20 protein-coding genes are annotated in these 18,729 nt (G+C 65.6%); 17 read left to right on the top strand and 3 right to left on the bottom strand.

Going from position 1 to position 18,729, the window contains the following annotated elements; translation table 11 throughout:
• Nucleotides 1-127 precede the first annotated feature (127 nt).
• The 5 genes from MYCSP_RS17575 to glmM all read left to right on the top strand — a co-directional run bounded on the left by MYCSP_RS17575 (nt 128) and on the right by glmM (nt 3,415).
• Nucleotides 128-406: a WXG100 family type VII secretion target gene (locus MYCSP_RS17575; protein ID WP_005055995.1), complete on the top strand. Its 279-nt coding sequence runs from the start codon at nt 128-130 to the stop codon at nt 404-406.
• 48 nt (nt 407-454) lie between these two features.
• A complete protein-coding gene (locus tag MYCSP_RS17570) occupies nt 455-742 on the top strand; it encodes a WXG100 family type VII secretion target (RefSeq protein WP_030096755.1) in 288 nt (95 codons plus the stop codon).
• Nucleotides 743-1,034: 292 nt separating this feature from the next.
• Nucleotides 1,035-1,478, top strand: a complete 444-nt coding sequence (rplM, locus tag MYCSP_RS17565) for a 50S ribosomal protein L13 (protein WP_070909435.1) — start codon at nt 1,035-1,037, stop codon at nt 1,476-1,478.
• Nucleotides 1,475-2,005 carry a 30S ribosomal protein S9 gene (gene rpsI / locus MYCSP_RS17560; RefSeq protein ID WP_088414522.1) on the top strand — a complete coding sequence of 177 codons (531 nt, stop codon included), beginning with the start codon at nt 1,475-1,477 and terminating at the stop codon, nt 2,003-2,005. Before rplM ends, rpsI begins: the two co-directional genes overlap by 4 nt.
• Before the next feature lie 93 nt (nt 2,006-2,098).
• The gene (glmM, locus tag MYCSP_RS17555; RefSeq protein ID WP_083016440.1) at nt 2,099-3,415 is read left to right on the top strand and encodes a phosphoglucosamine mutase; all 1,317 of its coding nucleotides are present in this window, start codon (nt 2,099-2,101) and stop codon (nt 3,413-3,415) included.
• Here glmM and MYCSP_RS17550 read toward each other — a convergent pair.
• Entirely contained in the window at nt 3,412-4,929 is a 1,518-nt protein-coding gene (locus MYCSP_RS17550; protein WP_088414520.1) for an alkaline phosphatase D family protein, read from the bottom strand. The two genes, glmM and MYCSP_RS17550, sit on opposite strands and share 4 nt — an antisense overlap.
• A gap of 60 nt (nt 4,930-4,989) precedes the next feature.
• Nucleotides 4,990-6,027 carry an LLM class F420-dependent oxidoreductase gene (locus MYCSP_RS17545; protein ID WP_070909438.1) on the bottom strand — a complete coding sequence of 346 codons (1,038 nt, stop codon included), beginning with the start codon at nt 6,025-6,027 and terminating at the stop codon, nt 4,990-4,992.
• 104 nt (nt 6,028-6,131) lie between these two features.
• Here MYCSP_RS17545 and MYCSP_RS17540 point away from each other — a divergent pair, with 104 nt between their 5' ends.
• Genes MYCSP_RS17540 through MYCSP_RS17530 form a run of 3 tightly spaced genes read left to right on the top strand, consistent with a single transcriptional unit; the run spans nt 6,132 to nt 8,276 of the window.
• Nucleotides 6,132-6,440, top strand: coding sequence for a type VII secretion target (locus tag MYCSP_RS17540; RefSeq protein WP_070909439.1), 309 nt, complete (start codon nt 6,132-6,134; stop codon nt 6,438-6,440).
• Nucleotides 6,430-8,067, top strand: coding sequence for a hypothetical protein (locus MYCSP_RS17535; RefSeq protein ID WP_088414517.1), 1,638 nt, complete (start codon nt 6,430-6,432; stop codon nt 8,065-8,067). Before MYCSP_RS17540 ends, MYCSP_RS17535 begins: the two co-directional genes overlap by 11 nt.
• On the top strand, nt 8,064-8,276 hold the full coding sequence (locus MYCSP_RS17530; protein ID WP_083016429.1) for a hypothetical protein: 213 nt from the start codon (nt 8,064-8,066) through the stop codon (nt 8,274-8,276). Before MYCSP_RS17535 ends, MYCSP_RS17530 begins: the two co-directional genes overlap by 4 nt.
• Here the strand turns inward: MYCSP_RS17530 and MYCSP_RS17525 are convergent, their stop codons facing one another.
• On the bottom strand, nt 8,277-9,143 hold the full coding sequence (locus tag MYCSP_RS17525) for a dienelactone hydrolase family protein (RefSeq protein WP_083016426.1): 867 nt from the start codon (nt 9,141-9,143) through the stop codon (nt 8,277-8,279). It abuts the gene before it with no gap.
• A 66-nt stretch (nt 9,144-9,209) separates the two neighbouring features.
• Between MYCSP_RS17525 and glmS the strand changes: the two genes are divergently transcribed.
• From glmS to rimI, 9 genes are read left to right on the top strand one after another with little or no spacing between them, the layout of a single operon-like run.
• The gene (gene glmS / locus MYCSP_RS17520) at nt 9,210-11,075 is read left to right on the top strand and encodes a glutamine--fructose-6-phosphate transaminase (isomerizing) (protein WP_070909443.1); all 1,866 of its coding nucleotides are present in this window, start codon (nt 9,210-9,212) and stop codon (nt 11,073-11,075) included.
• Nucleotides 11,076-11,096: 21 nt separating this feature from the next.
• A complete protein-coding gene (locus MYCSP_RS17515) occupies nt 11,097-12,029 on the top strand; it encodes an alpha/beta fold hydrolase (protein WP_088414515.1) in 933 nt (310 codons plus the stop codon).
• Entirely contained in the window at nt 12,029-13,462 is a 1,434-nt protein-coding gene (locus MYCSP_RS17510) for an NAD(P)H-hydrate dehydratase (protein WP_070909445.1), read from the top strand. Before MYCSP_RS17515 ends, MYCSP_RS17510 begins: the two co-directional genes overlap by 1 nt.
• Nucleotides 13,463-13,472: 10 nt before the next feature.
• Nucleotides 13,473-14,891, top strand: coding sequence for a glutamate decarboxylase (locus MYCSP_RS17505; RefSeq protein WP_083016418.1), 1,419 nt, complete (start codon nt 13,473-13,475; stop codon nt 14,889-14,891).
• Between the two features lie 13 nt (nt 14,892-14,904).
• Nucleotides 14,905-16,098: an alanine racemase gene (gene alr, locus MYCSP_RS17500; RefSeq protein WP_088414513.1), complete on the top strand. Its 1,194-nt coding sequence runs from the start codon at nt 14,905-14,907 to the stop codon at nt 16,096-16,098.
• Nucleotides 16,088-17,179 carry an alpha/beta fold hydrolase gene (locus MYCSP_RS17495; RefSeq protein ID WP_070909448.1) on the top strand — a complete coding sequence of 364 codons (1,092 nt, stop codon included), beginning with the start codon at nt 16,088-16,090 and terminating at the stop codon, nt 17,177-17,179. The genes alr and MYCSP_RS17495 overlap by 11 nt, the downstream gene beginning before the upstream one ends.
• The gene (tsaE, locus tag MYCSP_RS17490) at nt 17,176-17,643 is read left to right on the top strand and encodes a tRNA (adenosine(37)-N6)-threonylcarbamoyltransferase complex ATPase subunit type 1 TsaE (protein ID WP_070909449.1); all 468 of its coding nucleotides are present in this window, start codon (nt 17,176-17,178) and stop codon (nt 17,641-17,643) included. Before MYCSP_RS17495 ends, tsaE begins: the two co-directional genes overlap by 4 nt.
• Entirely contained in the window at nt 17,640-18,263 is a 624-nt protein-coding gene (tsaB, locus tag MYCSP_RS17485) for a tRNA (adenosine(37)-N6)-threonylcarbamoyltransferase complex dimerization subunit type 1 TsaB (protein ID WP_088414511.1), read from the top strand. The genes tsaE and tsaB overlap by 4 nt, the downstream gene beginning before the upstream one ends.
• Nucleotides 18,260-18,727: a ribosomal protein S18-alanine N-acetyltransferase gene (gene rimI, locus MYCSP_RS17480; protein ID WP_083016411.1), complete on the top strand. Its 468-nt coding sequence runs from the start codon at nt 18,260-18,262 to the stop codon at nt 18,725-18,727. The genes tsaB and rimI overlap by 4 nt, the downstream gene beginning before the upstream one ends.
• Nucleotides 18,728-18,729 lie beyond the last annotated feature (2 nt).

Raw genomic sequence — 18,729 nt, 5'->3', positions numbered from 1 at the left:
AAACTTTGAAAAAGATGGAACCGATCTGACGGTCGGGCCATCGTATCTAGTTGTAAGGACAAAACCGGCCAGAAACCGGACGTCACACCCGTGACTGGCCGGGCCTGGGGACAAGGGAGGAACTGAAGTGGCTGTTTTTCAGAATGACCTGGCGTTGCTCGATTCCACTGCCAAGAAGATCGACGGCAAGTACCAGGAGTTCACCGCGATGCAGTCCCAGCTGCGGGACCGCGTAGCCGTGGGCACCAGCACGTGGCAGGGTCAGGCGCGGCACGCCTTTGACGAGGCGATGGCTCGTTTCGATCAGGAGATGGGCGACATCCAGAAGGTGCTGATCGGGATTCACGACACCATGGAGTCGAACAAGCGTCGGATCCAGGAGATGGACGAGAGCCAGACCTTCTAAGCGTCTCGTACCAGTCATCAAAGACATCACAAGCAAAGGGGATTGACCATGCAGATTACTTATAACCACGGCGAGATTGACGCGTTGGTTGCGGATGTCAAGGGCATCATCAACAAGTTCCAGGCCGGTCTCGAGGAACTGCAGCACGACATCCAGCCCTTGGTCCAGCAGGCCGAGGGTCAGGAAGCGACTGCGTACCAGGAGTACCAGAAGGCCTGGCACCAGTCCGCTGAGGACCTCAACCAGATCCTGACCCAGCTCAACTCGAAGGTTGACCAGGGCAACCAGGACGCGCAGCACACCGACCAGAGCGCCGCGGGTGCCTGGCACGGCTAAATCGCCGACGGTTGTTTGAAGACCCTGTGGGGCCTTGGTGGAGGAGAGCCACCAAGGCCCCACGGTTTTGTTTGTGGGACCACTGGATGTCCTGTCCCATGCAAGGGGCTTGGCCGCGTTTTGACCTGCGGCGACGTGTCCCGGTAAACTCCTCCGCTGGCGTGCGGTATGTCATGCACACGAGGCTCGGGTCACCACTGGTCGCCGAGATCAACCTCCACCGTTCGCCACGACCAGCCCCCTGAACGGCTCAAACCGTCCGGGGATCCACCCGAGTAGACAAGGAAAGACTGTGCCTACCTACACGCCGAAGGCGGGTGACATCACCACGAGCTGGTATGTCATCGACGCCACGGATGTGGTGCTCGGCCGTCTTGCCGTTCAAGCAGCCACTCTGCTGCGCGGCAAGCACAAGCCGACCTACGCCCCCCATGCCGATGGTGGCGATTTCGTCGTCATCATCAATGCCGAGAAGATTGCCCTGAGCGGCAAGAAGCTCACCGACAAGTTCGCCTACCGTCACTCGGGTTTCCCGGGCGGTCTGCGCAAGCGCAGCATCGGCGAGCAGCTGGAGAAGTTCCCCACTCGCACGGTGGAGAAGGCAATCATCGGCATGCTGCCCAAGAACAAGCTCGGCCGTCAGATCGAGCGCAAGCTGAAGGTGTACGCCGGTGCCGAGCACCCGCACGCCGCACAGCAGCCGATCCCGTTCGAGATTAAGCAGGTGGCTCAGTGACCGATATCGCCGAAGAGCAGACTCCCGCAGAAGACGCCGAGAACACCGTGGAAAGCGGTGACCAGGAGCTCGTCGAGGTCGTGGTTGAAGAGACCGCCGAGACCGAGGTCAAGGCCGCTCCTCGCGGACCGGTCATCATCGACAAGCCCATCCAGACCGTCGGCCGCCGCAAGGAAGCCGTTGTCCGGGTTCGTCTCGTCCCCGGCACCGGCAAGTTCCACTTGGACGGCCGCAGCTTGGAGGAGTACTTCCCGAACAAGGTGCACCAGCAGCTCATCAAGGCCCCGCTGGTCTCGGTGAACCGCCTCGACAGCGTGGACATCTACGCCCACCTGACCGGTGGCGGCCCCTCGGGCCAGGCCGGCGCGCTGCGCCTGGCCATCGCCCGTGCACTCATCATCGTGGAGCCCGAGGACCGCCCGGTGCTGAAGAAGGCCGGCTTCCTGACTCGTGACCCCCGTGCGATCGAGCGCAAGAAGTACGGTCTCAAGAAGGCCCGCAAGGCGCCTCAGTACTCGAAGCGCTGATCGATTCTGTTCGTCCGCGTATTGCGCCGGCACACACCTGTGTGTCGGCGCAATCGCGTTATTGGGCCCAATTGGGTGTGAGAGGTTAAGTGCATGGGTTTGTTTGGCACCGACGGCGTGCGGGGTGTCGCGAATGCCGATCTGACGGCTGAGCTTGCGATGGCCCTCGGCGCCGCTGCGGCACGGTCCCTCGGGCGTGCGCACGCCGTGGCCGTGGTGGGCCGCGATCCACGTGCCAGCGGTGAGATGCTGGAGGCAGCCGTGGTCGCGGGTATCGCGGCAGAAGGTGTCGACGTGCTGCGCGTGGGTGTGCTGCCCACCCCGGCGGTGGCGTACCTGACGGGCGCGTATGACGCGGCCTTCGGTGTCATGATCTCGGCTTCGCATAACCCCATGCCAGACAACGGAATAAAGATTTTCGGCGCCGGCGGCCACAAACTCGACGATGACGCAGAGGCGGCCATCGAGGCGCAGCTGGAAGCCCTTTCCATACGTCCTACCGGCGGCGGGATCGGGCGGGTGCGCGATGCGGTGGACGCCCTCGACCGGTATCTGCATCACGTCGAGAACGCCTCCACCCACCCGCTCGGCGGAGTCACCGTCGTGGTCGATTGTGCGCACGGGGCGGCCTCGGACGCGGCGCCGCTGGCCTACCGGGCGGCGGGTGCTCTCGTGGTCGACATCAATGCCGACCCCGACGGGCTCAACATCAACGATGGCTGTGGGTCAACGCATCTCGGTCCACTGCAGGAGGCGGTTCGCGCCCATGGTGCGCATCTCGGGCTCGCGCACGACGGAGATGCCGACAGGTGTCTCGCCGTGGATGCCGATGGGAACGTCATCGATGGTGACGCCATCATGGTCGTGCTTGCCGAGGCAATGGCCGAAGCCGGCGAGCTGACCGCCAACACCCTGGTCACCACGGTGATGAGCAATCAGGGTCTGCATATCGCCATGCGCGCCGCGGGCATCGACGTCAAGGTGACCGGTGTCGGCGACCGGTATGTGCTGGAAGAATTGCGCGCGGGCCAATTCGCTTTAGGCGGTGAACAATCCGGCCACATCGTGCTGCCTTCCCTGGCCACCACCGGCGACGGCATCGTCACCGGTCTGCGTCTCATGTCGCGCATGGCGCAGACGGGTAAGTCGCTGGCCGAGCTCGCGTCCGCCATGCGCAGCCTGCCGCAAACGCTCATCAATGTGCCGGTCTCGAACAAGCACACCGTGGCACAGGCGCCCGAGGTGCTGGCCGCGGTCGCCGCAGTGGAATCCGAGCTTGCCGGCAATGGTCGAATCCTGTTGCGTCCCTCCGGAACCGAACAGCTCGTGCGGGTCATGGTGGAAGCCGACGAGCAGTCGACCGCCCAGCGTCTTGCCGAACGTGTGGCTCAGGTGGTCGGCGCGGTCTAGGTGCGCGCCAGGGTGCGTGTGTACAGCGCCGAGCCCACGGCGTCGCACAGGGTGACCGTCAGGTCACCGCTGCCGCCATCGATGTCGATCTGTCCGAAGTGTTGGTAACCGTCCAGCGGTGACGACTGATCGGCCGGGGCGGCGTGGACGAAATCGGCTCGCGGGCCGAAGGTTGCGTCCAGTGGCTTCTCTTGTCCGGCACCCGCATTGAGCGGACCCGACACGAACTCCCAGAACGGATCGAAATCGGTGAATGCGGCCCGAGTCGGTGAGTATTCATGTGCCGCGGTGTAATGCACATCGGCCGTCAACCACACGACGTTGTGGACCTGTCGTGCCTTGAGTTGTGAGAGGATATGCGCCAGCTCGGTTTCCCGCCCGAGGGGTTGGCCGTCGTCGCCGTTCGCGACGGCCTCGAAGTCGGTCTTTCCGTCGGGTACCACCAGTGCCAGTGGCAGGTCGTTGGCGACGATCTTCCACACCGCCTTCGACGAGGCCAGCGCGTCGATCAGCCATTCTGTCTGGGCGGCACCCAAGATGGCGCCGCGCGGTTGCCGGTTGGGGGAGTTGGGGTCCTTGTAGCTGCGCATGTCGAGAAGGAATACGTCTAGCAGTGGACCGTAGGAGACTCGTTGGTACACGCGGCCGTCCACGGTTTCGCGGGGTTCGATCGGCTGCCATTCGTGGAATGCCCGGTGCCCGTACCCGGCGAGCACGTCGACGCGCTTTTCGGTGTACTTGTCGCTGTCGAGAATCTCGCCGGGGTACCAGTTGTTGAGCACCTCGTGGTCATCCCACTGCACCAGCTGCGGCACGCGCGCATTGAAGTACCGATAGTTGGCGTCGGTGAGGTTGTACGCGTGTTGTCCTCGATACTGGTCGAGGGTTTGTGCGACAGCGCTTTTCGCCTCCGATGTCTCGTTGCGCCAGACCCTCCCGTCGGGCAGTGTCAGTGTTTCCGGAATCGGCACATCCGCGTAGACGGTGTCCCCGCTGTGGATGAAGAACTGCGGATTCCGGTCCGCCATGGTGCGGAAGATCTTCATCCCACCCAGGTCTGGATTGATGCCGAACCCCTGTCCCGCCACGTCGCCGGACCAGATCAGCCGCACATTTCGCGCGGATGCCGGTGCCGTTCGGAAGACGCCGGTGACGGGCTCGCTCAGCGTTCCGTCCGAATCGAGGGTCACTCGGTAGTGCACCTCGGTGTCGGCAGGCAGCCCGGTGAGGCGAAACCGCCCGGTGCCGTCCGTGTCCGGCGTGAGCGCCGGACCGCTGAAACGTCGTGCATCCGAGAAGCTTTCGGTGGCCGCCGTTTCGACAATCATGGTGGCCGGTCGATCCGAGCGTGCCCAGATCACCGCGCCGTCGGGGCGAGGAAATCCGCTCGCGATCCCGTGCGTCAGCTTGGGACGCGTTGTCACCAGTGCCGGTCCGCACGCCGCGGTGGCCGGAGCTATCGCAAGCCCGAGTAGGGCGGCGCGCAGGACGGTACGGCGCGGGATGGCTGTCATCCCTCTACCTTCGGGGCGCAGGACGAACACACGTCGAACGCAATGCGAACGACGCGCGAATCAGAGCAGCTCGCGCAGTGCCTCGACATGCTTGATACGACCGGCCGCATCGGCTGCCAGCGGCGCCACGTTGAGGGTGGTCACACCGGCCTCCTTGAAGGCCGCAACGCGTTCGGCCACAAAGCTCTTGGGTCCGATGAGCGAGACGTTCCTGACGAGCTCGTCCGGCACCGCGTCGGTGGCTTCGGCCTTCTTGCCCGCCAGGTAGAGCTCCTGGATGGTGTCGGCTTCCTTGCCGAACCCGTAGGCGGTCGCGAGGTTGTGGTAGAAGTTCTTGCCCTTGGCGCCCATACCGCCGATGTACAGCGCCAGGCTTGGCTTCACGAATCCGTACAGCGCCTCGACGTCGTCACCGATCGCCAGAGCGGGCCCGGCGTAAACCTCGAGATCTCCGAGCGACGGATCGCGCTTGGCCTTGCCCTCGGCCAGGGCCGCGCCCCATACGTCGTTGGCCTTCTCGGGCAGGAAGAAGATGGGCTGCCAGCCCTCGGCGATCTCGGCGGTGAGCGCCACGTTTTTGGGGCCGAGCGCAGCGATGAGCACCGGAATACGGTCACGCACAGGGTGATTGATCAGCTTCAGTGCCTTGCCCAGGCCGGTGCCCTGCTCCGGGGGCAGCGGCACGGTGAAGTACTTGCCCTCGAATTCGAGGCGTTCGCGGCGCCAGACCTTGCGGCAGATCTCGACGGTTTCGCGGGTGCGGCCCAGCGGGGCGTCGTACTTCACGCCGTGGAATCCTTCGATGACCTGCGGGCCGGAGGCTCCGATGCCGAGGACGAAGCGGCCGTTGGAGACGTAGTCCAGACCGGCCGCCGTCATCGCCAGCAGGGTGGGGGTACGGGTGTAGAGCTGGAAGATGCCCGAGGCGAGCTTCACCGTGGACGTCTTGGCGGCGAGGTACCCGAGTTGGCTCGCGGCGTCATACGAGTACGCTTCGGCGACGAACGCGATATCCAGTCCGACTTTCTCCAGCTCAGCGAGCTCGTCGACAACTTCGGTGAATCCGCCGGCATAGCTCAGCGTGGTTCCAATGCGCATGCGGCGACCCTACCCGACCAAGCGGTTGAACGGGAAGATGCATCGGGCGGTAGATCGGTGAAAAAAGATGGAACCGGAATCGGTAGGGACCCGTCGTAGTCAATATGGGAGAAACCTCGATCAATGTCGCTGGTGTCCGGGGGGTCGCTGGAGAGTTCGACAACGTGGCCAACGAGCTGCAAAAGGCAGTAGAGCAGCTGCGTGGTTTGTCTTTTGGCGGGGCGTCGGCCGGGCGTTGGCACACGGCCAAGGGCGATGCGGTCAGGACCGGGCTGCGCGAGGTGGTCGCTCATCTCGAGAACTGGCAGCGCACCAACACCGTGATCGCCGAGCAACTTCGGGCCACGGCGCAGCGGTATGCCGATCGGGAAGCCAAGAACGCCGCACGGATGGCGGCAGCCGATGGCCGGTAGATACGACATCGAGTCGCTCCGCAGCGAGGGAATCCAGGCGGTCGCGAACTCCCAGAACTACACGACGGCCGCGATCCGGGGGAACGGTAAGTCGCCTGTCACGATCACCAACCCGGATCTGACCGCCAACGAGCGCCAGCTGTTCGATTGGTACGACATGGATGCCGGCATGGACCTAAATGCGCTCGGTGCGGACCTTGAGTTGTTCAAGGGTGCGGTGACCACCATGAAGTCCGCGGCCGAGCGGCAGCACGGACAGCTGCAGCAGCTCATGGGGATGTGGGAAGGCAAGGGCTCGGAAGCCGCCAATCAGTTTCTGAGGACGCACAACTCCACCGCCGACGCCGTGACCGGAGAGTTCGGGAAGGTGTCCACCGGGCTGGACGGGTTGCGGGAGGCGCTCTGGAACATCGTCGACCTGAAGAAGCAGGCCACGACGATGGTCGACGGTTTGGTGACCGACCGGGCATCGTTCGACAGCGCCGTCGCGACGTACAAGACCGGGACCGGCGACAAATCCGTCGCCGACGAGACCAACGCCACCAAGATCGGTCCGCATGTTCAGCAGAACATCGAGGGCAAGTGGCTGCCGGCCATGAAGACGGCATGGGCCAAGGGCGGCGAGGCGTACGACACCCTGATCAACGGTCTCAAGCAGGAGTTGCCTCCGGAGTTCAAGTCGCCGCCCGGTCAGTTCGGGCCGGAGTACGACGCCGACAACAATTCTGAATCCAAGCCCAAGGACAAAGACCGCAAGGGCAAGTCCGAGGCGCCCGGCGGCAGCGATACCGGTGGCGCCCAGAGCGGTGGCGACAGCGGATCGGCCGGTGGCACCGCGAGCGGCGGGATGCAAGGCACGGCTACCCCCGCGTCTGCGCTGGGCAACCAGGGTGGGCAGATGTCCGGTGTTGGACAGCAGCAGGGCGCCGGGCAAGGGCAGGGGCAGCAGGGTATGGACCCGAGCCAGATCGTCAGCGGTCTGACCGGTGCGATGACCGGTGCGCTGGGATCGATCGGTCAGGCGGCGAGCGGAATCGTCAGTGCAATCACAGAGGGGCTGTCCAACATCCCATTCGACCAGATGGGACAGGGCGGCGAGCCGGGCCCGGACGACAAGATCGACGGCAAGGCCGACGAGGCTGCCGACAAGGTCGATGACAAGACCGACAAGAAGGATCCGGACACCAAGATGGCGGCGGCCAAGGATGCCGCGATCCAGGAGGCACGCACGGATGCCGGGGCGACGTTCGCGACGGACGGCAAACCCGCACCGACCTCGGGCGTCCAATTGGCGGGCGCTGGAGGACTGGAAGCCGCTCCCGCCCCGGCGGGCCAGACGACGCCTGGAGCGCCGTTCGGTACCACGCCGCCGGGCACGGTTCCGCCCCCCGGTATGTCGGCGCAGCCCGCCGGTGCTACCGCGCCGGTGAACCCGCCTCCGGTTCAGGCTCAGCAGCCGGCCCCGACTGCGCATCCCGAGCCACAGCCTGCCGCCGCACCGCAGCCCTCGCCCTTGCCGTCCGCGGGACCTGCAAGCCCGTCTGCGAAGGCTCAGGCCGCAGGCACGGAGACCGGTGAGACGCCATGTGAGATCGCTGCCGACGAACTGCCCAAGGCCGGACGATGATCGATATCACCGATGCACTGGCAGGCATCGTCTCGGACTTCGAGAGCATGCTCGACGAGCTGCGAGACGAGGCGGATGCGGCTCGGGAAGAAGTCGAAGAACAGACCTCCGGGCAGGGCGCCGAACTGCGCGTACCAGCGCAGATCTACCTGACCGAATCAGATTTCGACGAGGACGACGTCTACCGCTGGCAGCGGTGGCGGCGCTGACTATCTCAGCAGCGATTGCACGCGATCGAGCTGGCTGATCTCCTGCTCGACGGCTTCCGGTGGCGAGCTGTTCGGCAGTTCGGCCGCCGGGTCCGCGAAATCCCGGTAGCGCTTGTCACCCGCAAGCTGGAACAGCAGATATCCGGTCAACAGGGCGCGGGTGTTGCGCTGGGTGGCCCGGTTGGATCCGCCGAGGCCGACGAACCTACGAAGCCAGCTGTGCTCGGGCAGTCCACTGGACTTCGCTTTGGCGATATACCGCAACTCGGCACCCGGCCAGGCGCGGGTGAGCGCGACGGCATTGGATCGCAGCGAGTGCGCGTCATCGCCGCTCGTCAGCACCAGGCCGGGGATGGTCAAGCCGGCGGCTCCGTCTTCTACCGGCGGCTGAGTTGCGCTGGGAAACAGCGCCGCCACGGCCTTGGCGCCTACGGGCCGATTCTTCTTGTCCACGAGAGCAGGGGTACGCGTCGCCGCGAAAACCGCCGCGGAGGCACCCAGGCCGTGACCGACGAGCGCGAGCTTGGTGGGATGCACGCTGATCTTGCCGTCGCCCAGACGTACTCGAGTCACGATCTCGAGTGTTGTGGCCAAGTCGGCGGCCAGATTCAGGTGTGACGGGATCAACCCCTTCTCGGTATCGGGGGCAGCGGCGACGATTCCCCAGGACGCGAGGTGTTCGAGGGTCGCGCGATACTTGTCCGTGCCGGTCAGCCAGTCGTGTCCGAACGCCACCGCGGGCAGATTGAAGCCGGAATCCGGTGTGTAGACGACGCCGGTCACCCCCGCGAAGGCCAGGTTGCCGCGCAGCACTTTGTGCGGACCACGGCGGGTCAGGGCTTTGAATAGCGTGCGGGTACTCGCCATTGCATGACCGTAGCGGATCGTTGGCGCCTGCGGACCGCAGCGGGAACTGAACTACCCTGGTGGGCTATGTGCGGAATCGTCGGGTACGTCGGCCACCGGGACGCCCTTGGTGTCGTCCTCGAGGCGCTGCGGCGGCTCGAATACCGGGGCTATGACTCTGCCGGTGTTGCGCTGGCCGATGGCAGCGGTGGACTCCTGGTGCAGCGGAAAGCGGGCCGGCTGGCGAACCTGGAGGCCGCGATCGCGGAATCCGGCGAATCGTTCGCCGCGACCACCGGGATGGGACACACCCGCTGGGCGACCCACGGTGCACCCACTGACCGCAATGCACACCCCCACCGGGATGCCACCGGCAAGGTGGCGGTGGTTCACAACGGGATCATCGAGAACTTCGCGGTGCTGCGCGCCGAGCTGGAGGCTGCTGGCGTCGAGTTCGCGAGCGATACCGATTCCGAGGTGGCCGTGCACTTGGTGGCGCGCCAATACGAGTCGGGAGACACCGCCGGTGACTTCGTGGCCTCGGTGCAGGCCGTGGTGCGCCGGCTCGAGGGACACTTCACCTTGGTCTTCTCGCACGGTGACGATCCGGGCACGATTGTGGCCGCACGTCGGTCCACCCCGCTGGTGGTCGGCATCGGCGACGGCGAGATGTTCCTCGGGTCGGACGTCGCCGCGTTCATCGAATACACCAGGAACGCCGTCGAATTGGGGCAGGACCAGATAGTCGTCATCACCGCCGACGGCTACCAGATCACCGACTTCGCCGGTAATGACGACACCGACAACGCACGGGTATTCACCATCGACTGGGACCTGTCGGCCGCGGAAAAGGGCGGTTACGAGTACTTCATGCTCAAGGAGATCGCCGAGCAGCCTGCAGCGGTTTCCGACACCTTGTTGGGGCACTTCGACCTTGGTCGGATCGTGCTCGACGAGCAGCGGCTCTCCGATCAGGAGCTGCGCGATATCGACAAGGTGTTCGTGGTGGCCTGTGGCACGGCGTTCCATTCCGGTCTGCTGGCCAAGTACGCCATCGAACACTGGACTCGGCTGCCGGTGGAGATCGAGCTGGCAAGCGAATTCCGTTACCGGGACCCGGTTTTGGATCGCAGCACGCTGGTCGTCGCCATCTCGCAGTCGGGCGAGACCGCTGACACCCTGGAAGCGGTGCGGCACGCCAAGGAGCAGAAGGCCAAGGTGCTGGCGGTTTGCAACACCAACGGCTCGCAGATTCCCCGGGAATGCGACGCGGTGCTGTACACGCGTGCGGGGCCGGAGATCGGTGTCGCCGCCACGAAGACCTTCCTGGCCCAGGTGACCGCCAACTACATTGTGGGCCTTGCCCTGGCCCAGGCTCGCGGTACCAAGTACCCCGACGAGGTGGCCCGTGAGTATCGCGAGCTGGAGGCGATGCCGGAGCAGATCGAGCGAGTCATCTCGGTGATGGATCCGGTGGCCGACCTTGCCCGCCAGTACGCGCAGTCCTCCAGCATCCTGTTCCTGGGACGACATGTCGGCTATCCGGTAGCACTCGAAGGCGCGCTCAAGCTCAAGGAATTGGCGTACATGCACGCCGAGGGCTTCGCGGCCGGAGAGCTCAAGCACGGGCCCATCGCCTTGATCGAAGAGGGCCTGCCGGTCATCGTGGTGATGCCCTCGCCCAAGGGCATGGGACTGCTGCACTCGAAGCTGCTCAGCAATATTCGGGAGATTCAGGCTCGTGGGGCACGGACGATCGTGATCGCCGAAGAGGGCGATGAGACGATCCGGCCCTACGCGGACCATCTCATCGAGATTCCGGCCGTGTCGACGCTGTACCAACCGCTGCTGTCCACCATTCCCATGCAGGTTTTCGCCGCGGCGGTGGCGCAGGCCCGTGGGTATGACGTGGACAAGCCGCGGAACCTGGCCAAGTCGGTAACCGTCGAATAGCGGCAGCCGCAGGCCCTCCGCATGAACTCCGTGGCGATACCTGAGCATCGCGTCGGAAAGCGCTGGGCTGCTGAGAGGCTGGGGTATTTCACCGACGATGCGGCGTTCGGCAGGTTCGTGCGGGCATATCTGCGCGGCATGGACGAGCTACCCGCGGTGGGCTCGATCGCCGATGTCGACACGCGACTCGGCACCGTGCGGGCGTACAGATTCGGGTCGGCGCCGGGGACTCCGTTGGTGCTGCTTCCCGGTCGGAACGCCTCCACTCCGATGTGGCGCGCCAACCTGGTATCGCTGATCGCGCGGCGTAGCGTCTATACCTTGGACCTGCTCGGGGAGGCCGGGATGAGTGTGCAGCACAAGGTGATCGCCGATGCTGCGGATCAAGCCGCCTGGCTTGAGGACGCCCTAGATGGGCTTGGGCTCGATCGCGTGCACCTACTCGGCTTGTCGATCGGTGGTTGGAATGCCGTGAACTACGCCATCCGCTATCCGGACCGGCTCGCCTCGGTGACCTTGCTCGATCCGGCGATGACGTTCGCGCGGATCACCTGGAAGATGATTGTGGTGTCGCTGGGCTCGGTGATTCCCGCCATGCCGCAGTGGATCCGGAATCGCTTGTTGGGCTGGATATCGGGGGGTGCGCCGGTCGATGGCTGCGCGCCCGAGGCCGCACTGATCTCCTCCGGTATGCGGGATTTTGCGATGTTTCTGCCCACACCGCGTCCGTTCGACGATGCGCAGTTGCGCGGGCTGCGGGTACCGGTACTCGTCGTGATCGCCGGGCGCAGCATCGTCTATCACCCCGGGCGGGCGGCCGCGCGGGCGCGAGCCCTCGTGCCGCAGGCGCGGGTCGAGACATGGAGCGATGCGTCGCACGCGCTCAACGGTGAATTCCCGGAAAGGATTTCAGTGGTGACCCATGAATTCCTGGATGCGGTGGAGGCGGCCTGATGCGCTATTACTACAGCGCCGAACAGATCCGGGAGGCCGAGGCGCCGTTGCTGGCCTCGCTGCCGGATGGGGCGTTGATGCGGCGCGCGGCGTACGGATTGGCCACGGTTGTCGCCGATGAGCTGTCGCGCCGGGCCGGCGTGGTGTCCGGGCGGGGCGTCTGTGCCATCGTGGGTTCGGGAGACAACGGGGGAGACGCCCTGTGGGCCTTGACATTCCTGCGTCGCCGCGGAGTCTCGGTGAGCGCCGTGTTGTTGAATCCCGATCGCGCGCACCATTCGGGTCTACGGGCCTTCCGTAAGGCCGGCGGCCGGGTGGTGTCCGCCGTGCCGGACGACATCGACCTCGTCCTGGATGGAGTCGTGGGCATTTCGGGCATCGGGCCCTTGCGCCCGGGAGCCGCCGAGATCGCCAAGCAGATCACCGCCGAGGGCATCCCCGTGATCGCGGTGGACATTCCCAGCGGCGTCGACGTTCACACCGGAGCGGTGGACGGTCCGGCGTTTCGTGCCGAGGTCACGGTGACATTCGGCGGGTACAAACCGGTACACGCTCTGGGCGACTGCGGTGACGTCAGGCTGATCGACATCGGACTGGACCTACCCGCGGCGACGATCCGGGAACTCGAGGCCGCCGACGTGACGGCCGCTTGGCCCGTCCCCGGACCAGCCGACGACAAGTACACCCAGGGCGTCACCGGTGTGCTGGCCGGATCGAGCACCTACCCGGGCGCGGCGGTGTTGTGCTCCGGCGCCGCCGTAGCCGCCACCTCGGGGATGGTGCGCTATGCCGGAACTGCTGCCGCGGAGGTGGTTTCGCACTGGCCGGAGACCATTGCCACACAGACGGAAGAGGCCGCCGGTCGGGTGCAGGCCTGGGTGATCGGTCCCGGGTACGGAACCGCCGAGCGCCAGACGCGAACTCTGCGGCGGGTGCTCTCCGGCGGCCTGCCTGTTCTCGTCGACGCCGATGCCCTGACGATTCTGGCCGAGCATCCCGATCTGACCGACCTGGTGGCAACGCGCGACGCACCGACGGTCTTGACGCCGCACGCCGGTGAGTACGCGCGACTGGCGGGCACTGCGCCGGGTTCCGACCGGATCGGTGCCGCGCGGTCGCTGGCCGCTCGGTTGAACGCCACGGTGCTCCTCAAGGGCAACGTCACCGTCATCGCGCAGCCGGACGGAACCGCGTATGTGAATCGGGCACATGGATCGTGGGCCGCGACCGCGGGTTCTGGCGACGTGCTCTCGGGTGTGATCGGTGCTCTGTTGGCGACCGGCATTCCTTCGGACCGGGCCGCGGCCATGGGCGCTTACGTGCACGCCCGCGCGGCCGCAGCCGCGGCGGCTGATCCCGGTCCGGGTAAAGCCCCCATTTCGGCTTCCCGTCTTCTTGGACATCTGCGGTGGGCGATCGCCGAAATAGGGTGAGAATCGGTTTATGTCGAATTCCCGCGATCAGTTCAGGCTCTCGGCGCACGCCGGCAAGATCAACGCCTCGTCTTTCAGTCCCGCCTATACCGGCCGGTTGTCGACGGCCCCTGTCCCGGCGTTGCGTCTCCCCGATGAGCCGATGGACCCGCAGGCCGCCTACCGGTTCATTCACGACGAGCTCATGCTCGACGGCAGTTCGCGGCTGAACCTGGCCACCTTCGTCACCACGTGGATGGATCCCGAGGCCGAAAAGCTGATGGCCGAGACGTTCGACAAGAACATGATCGACAAGGACGAGTATCCGGCGACGGCCGCGATCGAATCGCGGTGCGTGGCCATAGTGGCCGACCTGTTCCACGCCGACGACCTGTCTGCCGAGGACCCTTCGTCGGCAGTCGGGGTGTCGACCATCGGATCCAGCGAGGCGGTGATGCTTGCCGGGTTGGCCCTCAAGTGGCGCTGGCGCGCCAAGGTGGGTGACGGCTGGAAGGGGCGCACACCCAATCTGGTGATGGGGTCCAACGTGCAGGTGGTCTGGGAGAAGTTCTGCCGGTACTTCGATGTCGAGCCGCGTTACCTGCCGATGGCCAGGGATCGGTATGTCATCACCCCCGAGCAGGTGCTCGGCGCCGTGGACGAGGACACCATCGGGGTTGTCGGCATCCTGGGCACCACCTTCACCGGTGAGCTGGAGCCGATCGCCGAGATCTGCGCCGCCCTGGACGCGTTGGCGGCCACGCCTGGCAAGCCCGACGTCCCGGTGCACGTCGATGCGGCCAGCGGGGGATTCGTGGTGCCGTTCCTGCATCCCGAACTGCATTGGGATTTCCGGCTGCCACGGGTGGTGTCGATCAACGTCAGCGGGCACAAATACGGGCTGACCTATCCGGGCATCGGTTTCGTGGTGTGGCGCAGTAAGGAACACCTGCCCGAAGACCTGGTGTTCCGGGTGAACTACCTCGGCGGTGACATGCCGACGTTCACGCTGAACTTCTCCCGGCCGGGTAACCAGGTCGTCGGTCAGTACTACAACTTCCTGCGACTGGGCCGAGCCGGATACGCGCAGGTGATGCGTTGTCTATCGGAGACCGCCCGCTGGTTCGGCGATGAGCTGAACAAGAGTGAGCATTTCGAGGTGATCACCGATGGCTCGGAGATCCCGGTGGTGTCGTTCCGGCTGAAGGGCGAACGCCCGTACACCGAGTTCGACATCTCGCATTCGCTGCGAGCCTTCGGCTGGCAGGTTCCGGCCTACACCATGCCCGATGACGTGACCGATATCGCAGTGCTGCGTGTGGTGGTGCGCGAAGGTTTTTCGACCGATCTGGCCAGGGCGCTGCGCGATGACCTTGTCACCGTGCTGAAGGGTCTTGACGAACTGAAGCCGAATGGGCACTTCGACGCGGTGCAGCCGTTCGCCCACTGAGGCGGATGGGACAATGGGGCCGGTGACCACAACTTCGACGGCAACAGGCGGCCTCCCGCCGAACACGGGTGAGGCGACCGCGCAGGCGGTCGTCGACCTCGGTGCCATCGCGCACAACGTTCAATTGCTTCGTGGGCACGCCGGCTCGGCGCGGCTGATGGTGGTCGTCAAGGCCGACGGCTATGGGCACGGCGCGGTGCCGGTCGCGCGTGCCGCGCTCGCCGCGGGAGCCGACGAGCTCGGGGTTACCACATTGACCGAGGCGCTACGGATTCGCGCCGCCGGTATCGACGCGCCGCTGCTCGCCTGGTTGCACGCGCCGGGAGCCGACTACGCCGCCGCGCTCAACGCGGATGTCGAGGTGGCGGTGTCCTCGCGCGAGCAGTTCGGTGAGTTATTGGATGCGGCGCGATCCACCGGCAGGCAGGCGATCACGTCCGTCAAGGTGGACACCGGGCTCAATCGCAACGGCGTGCCGGCCGAGTACACCCGCGACCTCTTCGAGGTGTTGGCCAAGGCGCAGGCCGAGGAGTCGATCCGGGTGCGCGGCATCATGTCCCACTTCGCGTATGCGGATCAGCCGGGTAACCCCACCATCGATATGCAGATCGGCCGGTTCAACGAGGCGCTGGAGACGGCGCGCAGCTTCGGATTGCGTTATGAGCTTGCGCACCTGTCGAATTCAGCAGCCACCTTGACCCGTCCCGATGTGCGGTACGACATGGTGCGTCCGGGTATCGCGGTGTACGGCGTCAATCCGATGCCGGGGGAGGTCGAAACCGATCTCATCCCGGCGATGTCGCTGACGTGCGCGGTGTCCTCGGTCAAACCGGTCCGTGCCGGTGAAGGTGTGTCCTACGGCCATATCTGGACGGCGCCGTGCGATACCAACGCGGCACTCATCGGAATCGGGTACGCCGATGGAGTGACCCGCGCATTGGGGAATCGCTTTGAGGTCTCGATCAATGGACGCCGCTACCCGAACGTCGGGCGGGTGTGCATGGACCAGTTCGTGGTCGACCTGGGTGACAACGAGGCCGGGGTGCGGGCGGGCGATGTCGCAACGCTTTTCGGTCCGGGCACAGCGGGCGAGCCCACCGCGCAGGACTGGGCCGAGCTGCTCGACACCATCGCCTATGAGGTGGTCACCGGCCCACGCGGCAGGGTGGTGCGGACGTATCGGGATTCCAGGGCCGTTGAGCAATAAGTCGAACGCCTGGCTGGCGGGCGTGGCGGGGCTGGGCGCTGTGGTCACGGTGGCCGGTGTCGGTACCGCGCGTTCGATCGGCAGGCGCAGACTCGATGACCCCTATCGCGACGAGGACTTCGACCTGCTGGAGACCGATCGCGGCAGCATTGTGATGACAGATGACGGTGTGCCGCTGGCGGTTCGCGAGGTAGGTCCGTCGAAAGCGCCGCTGACCGTCGTATTCGTGCACGGCTTCTGTCTGCAGATGGCGTCCTTTCACTTCCAGCGTCGTGAACTCGCGAGCCGTTGGGGCGACAACGTCCGCATGGTTTTCTATGACCAACGCGGACACGGACGTTCGGGCAGGCCGTCCCCGAAGTCGTGCACCATCAGGCAGCTCGGCGACGACCTCGAATCGGTGTTGCGTGTGTTGGTGCCCCGCGGCAACGCGGTCCTCGTGGGGCATTCGATGGGCGGCATGACCATCCTTGCGCACGCCGGACGTCATCCCGAACAGTATGGCCGCAGAATTGTCGGAGTCGGGTTGATCGCCAGTGCGGCCGAGGGCCTTTCGCATACCGCGATCGGCGAGGGCCTGCGCAACCCCGCACTGCGCGTGCTGCGCGCGGCGGTACATTACGCGCCTGGCCCGGCCCACCATGGCCGCGGCGCGGTCAAATCGCTGGTGGGCCCGGTGTTGCAGGCCGCGTCGTACGGGGGTAACCGGGTGAGCCCCACGCTGGTGCGGTTCAGCGAGCGGATGATTCACCAGACTCCCGTCACCACTATCGTGGATTTCCTTCGTGCGCTGGAGGAGCACGACGAGACCGCGGCGCTGCAGACCATCGCGCCACTGCCCAGCCTGGTGGTGTGCGGTGACACCGACATGCTGACCCCGCAGGCTCAATCGGAGTCCATGGCAGCGCAATTGGGACTCAGCGGACTGGACGAGCTGATCCTGGTGCGCGAATCGGGGCATCTGGTGCAACTGGAACATCCCGGAATCGTCAACGACGGCATCGATCGTCTTGTCAGGCGCTCGACCCCAACACTTTTCGCTGCCATCAAACAGCGTCTGCGTGATCGGACCGGACTGTGATCGATGAGTCGGGACGCATCGCATTGCCCACGCTGCAGGACACACTGGATTTCGGGGCGCGGATCGGGCATGACCTCGCCGCGGGCGACGTCGTCGTGCTCGATGGTCCGCTGGGGGCAGGAAAGACCGCATTGACCAAGGGAATTGCGTTGGGCATGGATGTCGACGGCCCCATCACCTCGCCGTCGTACGTGCTGGCGCGCGTCCACGAGGCACGGCGCCCGGGTGCACCGGCACTGGTGCATGTGGACGTCTACCGGCTGCTGGAACATCACGGTGCCGACCTGCTCGGCGAGCTCGACTCGCTGGATCTCGATACCGACCTGGACGATTCGGTGGTGGTCGTGGAGTGGGGCGAGGGGTTGGCGGAGCGGTTGTCGGAACACCATCTGGACATCCGGCTGCAACGTGCACCCGACTCCGACGAACGCACCGCAACCTGGCATTGGAGTCGTAAGCCGTGAGCGTGATACTTGCCCTGGACACGGCTACACCCGCCATCACCGCGGGTTTGGTGAGGCGTGCGCCGGATGGATCGGTGCAGACACTGTCTGAACGAATCACCATGGGCGCCAAGGGGCATGCCGAGGCTCTCACGCCCAATATCGCAGCGGCATGTGCCGAGGCGGGCGTCACGGTTGGTGAGCTTGGTGCGATCGTGGTCGGCTGTGGCCCCGGCCCGTTCACCGGGCTGCGGGTCGGGATGGCGACCGCGTCGGCCATGGGACTGGCACTCGACGTTCCGGTGTACCCGGTGTGCACCCTCGACGCCATCGGCTACGACACCACGGGCAGTGTCCTCGTCGTCACCGACGCCCGCCGGCGTGAGGTGTATTGGGCGGGCTATCGCGACGGTGCGCGCATCGGCGGCCCCGCCGTCGACGCACCCGCGGACGTGTCGGTCTCGGGTTACTCCTATGTGGCCGGATCGCCGGACCACACAACTCTTTTCGATTTGCCGGCGCTCGATCGCCAGTACCCGTCCCCATCCCGGTTGGTGCGCGTGGTCGACTGGGATCAGCCCCCGGGGACTCTGACGCCGCTGTATCTGCGTCGTCCCGACGCCAAAGAACCCCGCCGATGACGATCGCGCTGAAGCCGCTTCGACGGCGCGATGCCGGTCGGTGCGCCGAACTCGAGGCGATCCTGTTCGCCGGTGACGATCCGTGGCCCGAGTCGGCCTTTCGCGCCGAGCTGGCGTCGGCGCACATCTTCTACCTGTCGGCGAGGGACGGACACACGCTCGTGGGGTACGGCGGCATCTCCCGGTTGGGGCGTCACGAACCGGAGTACGAGATCCACACCATCGGCGTGGATCCCGCATATCAGAAACAGGGCATCGGACGGCGCCTGCTGGATGCGTTGCTCGCGCACGCAGACAGCGATCCGGGGCCGGTGTTCCTGGAGGTGCGCACCGACAACGAGGCGGCGATCGCGCTGTACCACGGCACCGGATTCGAGACGGTCGGCGTGCGTAAGCGCTACTACCCGGGCAGCGGAGCCGACGCCTTCACCATGAAACGCCCTGCACAGGGCTCCGTGAAATAGGC

This window comes from Mycobacteroides saopaulense, from assembly GCF_001456355.1.
Classification (GTDB): domain Bacteria; phylum Actinomycetota; class Actinomycetes; order Mycobacteriales; family Mycobacteriaceae; genus Mycobacterium; species Mycobacterium saopaulense.
This window is presented reverse-complemented; position numbering and strand designations above follow the sequence as displayed.